This is a genomic window from Actinomadura soli (assembly GCF_005889715.1).
GTDB classification, from domain to species: Bacteria; Actinomycetota; Actinomycetes; order Streptosporangiales; family Streptosporangiaceae; genus Spirillospora; species Spirillospora soli.
In genome coordinates this window covers 1-7,189 of sequence record NZ_VCKW01000339.1, presented here as the reverse complement: position 1 = coordinate 7,189, position 7,189 = coordinate 1, and the positions used below count along the sequence as shown (strand labels likewise).

General features: G+C 69.5%; 5 protein-coding genes. 2 read left to right on the top strand and 3 right to left on the bottom strand.

Going from position 1 to position 7,189, the window contains the following annotated elements; translation table 11 throughout:
* The coding region (locus ETD83_RS37335; protein WP_138649921.1) for an SDR family NAD(P)-dependent oxidoreductase at positions 1 to 355 on the bottom strand (355 nt) is incomplete at its 3' end.
* A complete protein-coding gene (locus ETD83_RS37330; RefSeq protein WP_138649920.1) occupies positions 348 to 2,297 on the bottom strand; it encodes a hypothetical protein in 1,950 nt (649 codons plus the stop codon). The genes ETD83_RS37335 and ETD83_RS37330, both read right to left, overlap by 8 nt.
* Before the next feature lie 194 nt (positions 2,298 to 2,491).
* Between ETD83_RS37330 and ETD83_RS37325 the strand changes: the two genes are divergently transcribed.
* Together ETD83_RS37325 and ETD83_RS37320 are read left to right on the top strand one after the other, a co-directional pair.
* On the top strand, positions 2,492 to 4,006 hold the full coding sequence (locus ETD83_RS37325) for a hypothetical protein (protein ID WP_138649919.1): 1,515 nt from the start codon (positions 2,492 to 2,494) through the stop codon (positions 4,004 to 4,006).
* Between the two features lie 39 nt (positions 4,007 to 4,045).
* Complete coding sequence (locus tag ETD83_RS37320) at positions 4,046 to 5,005, top strand: phosphotransferase (protein WP_138649918.1); 960 nt, start codon at positions 4,046 to 4,048, stop codon at positions 5,003 to 5,005.
* Between the two features lie 1,051 nt (positions 5,006 to 6,056).
* Here the strand turns inward: ETD83_RS37320 and ETD83_RS37315 are convergent.
* Positions 6,057 to 7,189: AfsR/SARP family transcriptional regulator (locus ETD83_RS37315; protein WP_205718092.1), on the bottom strand; the 1,133-nt coding region annotated here is incomplete at its 5' end.

Genomic DNA, 7,189 nt, shown 5'->3' with positions numbered 1-7,189 from the left:
CGACAGCGGCGCGCAGCAGTTCCACGTGCGCCCACGCGTTGATCTGGATGCATTCGGCTGCTGAGGCCGAGGTGAAGTCGCTGAGGCGGGCGCGTGCGTCCAGACCGGCCGCGCATACCAGGGCGCTGACCGGTGGTCCGGCCGCGATGTGGGTGGCGAACGCGGTGACCGCGTCCGGGTCGGCCAGGTCGACGGGGGTGAAGCGGGCGAGCCGGGGCCCGCCAGGTGGGGGTGGTGTGCGGCCGATGGCGAGGACCTGGCCGGGCCAGGTCGAGGCGAGCGCCCGCCAGAGCGCGGCGCCGACCGTCCCTGACGCGCCGGTGAGCAGCAGCGGCCCGGGTGACCGGCTAGTCATTGCAGATCACGACCCGGCCGGTGGTGGAATTGAAGTGCACGGTGACAAGTCGCAGCGGGAGCCCGAGTAGGCCCAGGAGGGCGCGGACTCGACGTTGCTGCACCTCGTAGTAGTCCTCCAGCACGTTCAGGTGCGTGAACACTGGGTCGGCTCCGGCGAGGATGTCGTCGACCAGGGCGCTGATGTGCGGGTCGGGCCGGTGCGGGTCGGTGACATCGTTGAAGCGGCGGTAGTAGTCGCGCAGGTCGGCGACGGTGGTGTCGTGGCGTTGAGTCCGCTGCGCGGCGGCGGGTGGGGAAAGGATCGTGGCGGCGTGTTGGTGGACGTCGGTGTCGAGGTGGTAGCGGCTGGTGAAGTAGGTGTCGAACCGGTCGGGGGCGCTGCGGTAGATCAGCAGCGCGGTCTCGAAGAAGACGCACCCGGTGATCGGGTCGCCGTCGATGTCCTCGAACAGTTCGCAGTGGGATCCGTCCTGTAGAGGCAGGAACAGGTTGGCGCCGCGCATTTGCAGGCGGTGGGTGAGCGGGCTTTCGCGGAGCCGCTTGTACAGCGCGACAACAATCGCGCGGATGATGGGGGAGGACTCGCAGATCAGGTGCATGGGCGCCGCGGGAAAGGCGCGTCGCAGGAACCGGAGGTAGGTGTCGGGGGTGAGCCGGATCAGCACGTGGTCGTCGTCCATCATCGGTGTCAGCACGGGCGGCTTGGCCTGGCGTCCGGCCAGCAGTGCGTGGAGCACGGCACCGATCGCCGCGCCAGCGTCCTGGTCGCGGTCAAGGTCGCGGTTCAGGTGGATGTGCCCGGCCTCCATGCTGACCAGGTCGGGGCCGGTGTAGGCGGCAATCAGGTCACGGGCCTTGCCCGCCAACGCGCCGGGGGTAGGGCTGCTCAATGCGGCGGCAGCCGCCAGCACCGCCACAGCGCTGCTCCGCGGGGCGTCCTTGTTGCCGCTCTTGGTGTCGGCAGTGGCCTCGACCACCCGTGCCGACGCAGGGCCGGTGGCCTCCACCTGGTGACCGCACGCGGTACTGGTCTCGCCGGGGGCCAGCCGGGCCAGTGATGGCAGTGTGTCGGCCACACGGCCCACCGCGTCATCACCGACTGCCGGGGCGGGCTGGTAACGCCAGGTCACCACGGTGGTGCCGTCGACGGAGTCGACCTGAACCAACCCCAGCTCCACGGCGGTGCTCAAGTGCTGCTCGTAGCAGTGGGCCCACAGGGCCAGGGCCGCCTCGGCCGGGGTGAGGTAGGCCAGCAGGGCCGAGAGCTCATAGCGCAGTCGCCGGCGCACGCGGCGCCGTGCGCACCGCACCACCATCCAGTAGTCCGGGCTGAACGCGGGCGCGGAGGTGGTCAGGTCGTAGGCGACGTCGGTCTCGATGGCCCCGCCGGGACGCAGGCAAGGGGCCGGCAGGGACGCGCCGCGCTGGATCATACGGGAGCGGGTGACAATGATCAGCTCCGACAGCACTTTGAGGGAGTCGGGGAGCCGGTCGGAACCTCGTAGTCGACGCAGCGCGTGCTCGGTGACGCCGGCCTGCAGCCCGAGCTGACCGATGTCCACGATGCGGGAGAAGTGCACGAGTTCCTGCTGCAGCTCGCTCACCGCGCCACCGGCCCCGTGACCGACCCGGTGTCCGGCGCCGCGGTCCAGCCCGGCGGTGCCGTGTTCGAGGAATGCCGCCGTCAGGTCCACCGAGTCCACCACGGCGTCGGGGTCACAAGGCCGGGCGGCCTCGGTGAGGGCGTCCAGGAACCGAGCCGGTGCCGTAGGCCCGTGCAGCGCGATGAGCACGACCAGGCGGCGGAGCAGACGCTCGTAGGCGCCCTGCACCACATCGGCCGACAGCCCGGCCGTGGTCGTGTGGTCCAGCGGTGAATACGCCGCCAGCAGGTCCCGGCTCATCTCGGTCTTGGCGCGGTAGGTACTGGTGAGGATCACGGCCACTCCCTCGTGCGTGCGGTGACGGACAGTGACTCTTAACCAACATCGCCACGGCCGTCAGGCAGACCCCGCCGACCGGGGCCCGCACCGGTCGGGGAGCGCCCCGCGGCGAGGGGTGTCTTGCGGGTTGGTCGCACGAGTAGGTTCGCTCGAAAGCGCGGTTTCGACGGTGCGGAGGGAACAGGCCCGAGATGGACGGTGCAGGCACGCTCGACCAGATCCGGCGCCTTCGCGACCGCATGGCCGGCCAGGGTGCCACCACCAGCCAGATCGCGGCCACACTGATCGCCGAACACGACCTCAACCCCCGCGTAGCGTTCCGGCACGCGCTCGGGCTCACCCAGGCCCAGGTCGCCGACCGCTATAACCGCCGGTGGCCGAGCATGGTCCCCAAGAGCCGCAAGGAAGTCTCCTACTGGGAGTGCTGGCCGGGCCCCGGCAACACCTCGTCCTCGTCCTCGGCGCGCGCGCCGTCCTATGAGCACCTGTGCCGCCTGGCGCAGCTGTACGGCTGCTGGGTCGATGACCTGCTGTTCGGCCCACGCCGCGACCATGGCCCGGCTGCGACCACGATCCCCTACCAGGCCATCACCGACATCCTGTCCAACCTCACGGCATCCGACTACGCTGAAGGTCCCGGGGAAGACGACTCGGTGGCCGTCACGCTGCGCGCGCCCATCGGCGAAGGGAGCATCATGGTGAGGCTGTCTCGCCGCCAGTTCACCGAACTGATGACCGCCAGCGGCCTAGCGGCCCTGCTGCCCAGCAGCGTCCTGGCCGAAGCGGCGGCCGGCGCCACCTCGGACGTGGCGTCCTGGCGGCAGACCTTGGCCGCCCACCAGACCGGCCACCACCTCCTTGCGCCACATGCCCACATCACCGCGCTGACCACCACCCTGGCCGACATCTCCACCGCCCGCGACGACGCTGGCACCGAGCTGCGCCGCCAGCTGCTCCAGGTCCAGGCCGAGTACGCCGAGCACATCGGCTGGCTCTACCGGGAATGCGGAGACCTCGCCGCGTGCGGGCGGTGGGCCGAGCGCGCCAGCAAATGGGCACAGCAGACCGGTGACGGCGCGCTGGCGACCTACATGACGCTGCGCCGCTCCACCATCGCCCTGCACCAAGGCGACCACACCCGCGCCGCTCAGCTCGCGCACTCCGCACACCGCACCGATCAGACCGGGCACAGCATCCCCCCGGCCCTGCAGGGCATCGCGCACCTCTACCAGGCCCGCGCCCAGGCGGCCACCGGCACCATCGCCGACCGCCAGCTCGACCGGGCCGATGAGCTCTTGGCCGCCCCTCGCCAGCCGGACGACCCGGCCTTCCTCCGCTTCTACACCCCCGCGTTCGGGGAACTGCAGCGCGCCACCTGCTACATGGCGGCCGGGCGCCCGTCCCGCGCGGTCACCATCCTCCAAGCCCGCCTCACCAGGCTGCCTGGCATCGGACACCGCGACCGCGCGCTTCACCTCGCCCGCCTCGGCGCCGCCCACGCCGCCGACCGGGCGCCGGACGCCGCCGCGATCGCCGGGCTCGGTGCGCTGACCGAGACCCGCCGCGCCCGATCACTGCACGCTCTCACCGAGCTGGACCGCCTCGACAGCACACTCAGCCGCACCTGGAGCAAGCAGCCGAAGGTCAGGGAATTCCACAGGGCCCTCCAGGCTGCGGCCAGCGACCTGGAACGACACCGCACCTGAACCCGGCGGACGACAGCTCACTCGCGAGAAACTCCCACCATGACACCTGGCAGCACGTCCGGCACCGCCGTGCGCCCGAGCTGGGACCAGCTTCCCGCCCCGCTGCGCGACGGCCTGACCGAGCGCCTCGGCCCCATCACACACGTGCAGGTCCAGACCGGCGGATTCACCCCCGGCCTGGCCGCTCGTGTCTCCCTCGCCGCCGGGGAACGCGTGTTCGTCAAGGGCATCAGCGCCGACCACCCGCTCGCCGGACGGTACCGAGACGAGGCCCGCGTCGTCCGCGCACTCCCCAAGGCGGTACCCGCACCGCGCCTGCACTGGGACGAGGTGATCGCCGGATGGTTGGTTCTGGCCTTCGACGACGTCCCCGGCCGGCACGCCGACCTCTCCCCGCGCTCGGCCGATGTGGGCCGCGTCGTCGACACGGTAGCGGCTCTGGCCGCCGACCTGACCCCGTGCCCGGTGCCGGACGTCCCGGACGCCCGGGACGAACTCGCCAGCCTGGTGCACGGATGGCGGGAGCTGGCCGCATCCCCTCAACCCCACCCAGATGGATGGGTGCGCCGCAACCTCGGTCGCCTCGCCGCCGCCGAGACCGCGTGGCTGGCCGCCGCCGACGGCACCACGCTCCTGCACGGCGACATCAACCGCTCAAACCTCCTCATCAACACAGATCAGCTGTTCCTAGTCGACTGGGGGCAGCCAGTACGCGGTGCCGCATGGATCGACATCGCCGACCTGATCCCGCACCTGATCCTGGCCGGCCACACCCCGCAAGCTGCCGAGACCGCGGTCGCCCCCGCACTGACCGCAGTCGGTGCCGCACCGGAAACACTCACCAGCTACGCGATCGCTTTCGCCGGGTACTGGGCCCGCATGGCGCGGCGTCCAGACCCACCCGGAGTCCCCCACCTCAGACACCACCAGACCCGCGCTTCCAAGGCGGCCGTGAGGTGGGCAGCCCACCGGACCGGCTGGCTGAGCGTACGAACCTAATCGCATAAGGATTAGCCCACCCATGGCGAGCAGAGCCGACATCATGACTTCCGGTGAGCTCGGTGCAGTCAGGCCCTCCCGCTGAAAGGTCGTCGTAGTCGCTGTCGGTGAAGTGCCGGGCTGTCCGGCGGCGACGGCAGCCGAGAGGCGGCGGATGCGGCGGCGACCCGCTTGCGTGCCCGGCCAGGCGGTCTTGCCCGGCCGGCCAGCACCACCTGCTGCTCCGGCAGGCCGACCACGCCACGCCGCCCTCTTGATCAATCCGTGGGACTTGGCGAATGGGCTCCGCGCTTAGGTCCCTGTGGACCTCCGTGAGGTTCATGCCGGGCGTGCAGTTGCTGTTTCTCGTCGTGTGAGGCGGAGACGACGACAATCCTTCCCGCCTGGATGTGCTCGAAGACCTCCGGGAGCCGGAAATCCTCCGCGAGGATGACCACGCACTTGTCGTCGTCCGATTCGATCTTGTCGCCTGCGGATCCGGCGGACTCGTTAATCTTCGTACTCCTCTTGATCATCTTGTTTGTGCGCGGGTGGCGGAAAGGTGCTCCATACGACGCCTTGCCAGTGGCACTACAGCCGGTATGTCGGGCGTGGCCTCCTAACGCGCGAGGCCGTCACGCCCGGTGCCTTCCGGTCAGGACCGCCCGTAGTCCACCAACAACTCACCTGAGGCGCTGTGCGATCCGCGCCGGCGGACCGCCCGACCACAGCTCATACAGCCGACTTTTGTAGACCACCTGCCCGGCATGGTCGTCGACCAGTACGTGCCGGCTTTTCGAGAGATGAGATTGTCCCTGCCTCGACCGAAGAACTCGCGACGGGCCAGTGTCCCCAAGCAGAACCTGGAACCGTGGCAACGGCATGACGTACACCGTCCCTGAGACCCCAAGAATCGAGACCTCCGGAGCGCGCTGCCGCCGAGGCTTCACACGCTCGACGATGAACCCCAAGCCCGCGATTGTCCACCAGAACGCGGAATTGCTCAGATCGAGCTCACCGTTTCACGGAATTGTTCACAACGGTGCGGAACCTGCATGGAGAGAGAGCGAGATCAGTCACGTTGCCGGATGCTGGTGAGGAGTTGGTGGGTTTGGTCGTCGGGTTCTATATCGAGGGCGTTGAGGCGATTGGTGAGGAGTTGGTAGGTGCGCCTGGCGGCGTCGGGGTGGTCGTGTTCGGCTTGGAGTTGCATGAGGTTGCGGTAGAGGTGTTCGGCGTAGGGATCGTGAGTGATGGCTTGTTCGAGTGTTCTGAGGGCTTGTTCTGGGTGGTCGTGTTGGTGGAGCTGGGCGAGGCGGGTCAGGGCGTCGGTGACGTGTCGGCGGAGGAGTTCGCGGTGGCTTTCCGCCCAGTCGTGGGTGAGGTCGGTGGCGAATTCGGCGGTGTAGAGGTTGGGGACTGGTTTGAGGGCGGTGAGGCGTTCGGTGTCGGTGGTGGCGTGTCGGGCGTGGGCGAGTGCAGCGGCGAGGTGTTGTTCGTCGACGTCGATTTGGTCGGGGTCGAGGTGGTAGCGGCCTGCGGTGCGCAGGACGTACATGGGTTCGCGGAGTCCGGTCGCGGTGCGGAGCGTTTTTCGGATGTTGGCGACGGCGGTGTTGAACTGGGTGGTTGCGGTGTCGGGTTGGTGGTCGGGCCACAGGGCGCCGATGGCTTGGTCGCGGGTGATGCCGTTTGGGTTGAGGGCAAGGTAGGCGAGCAGGTCGCGGGCGCTGCGGCGGATTCCGGTGGTGATGGGGCCGTCGGCGGTGTGCAGGCGGACCGGTCCCAGTACCTGGAGGCGAATCGGGCGAGGTTGGTCCCGGTCGGCGAGATAGGGCACAGGAACGCCCTCTTCGCTGGGTGCTGGGTCGTGACCGGCGCTTCCTTGGCTGGTGTCGGGACTTTGGTCGGGTGGTTGGGTGTCGGCGGTTTCGGGTTCGGGGGTGCCGGCGGCGGTGCGGAGGGTGTGGAGCATGGCGTTGGCGTCTGCGGCGGTGAGGTGGAACAGGCGGGCTCCGGCGAGGGCGTCGGCGTGGGGCCCTTCGGCTTTGGTGATAGTGGCGTCGTGGTTGAGGTGCAGGGTGGTTCCGGTTGGTGCGAGGCCGAGGGTGAGGGTGCCGATGGCGTAGCGGCGGCCGAGCTCGGTGATGGCGTGCACGGTAGGGGCGGCGGCTTCGAGGAAGGAGGTGGTCAGCAGCAGGGTGG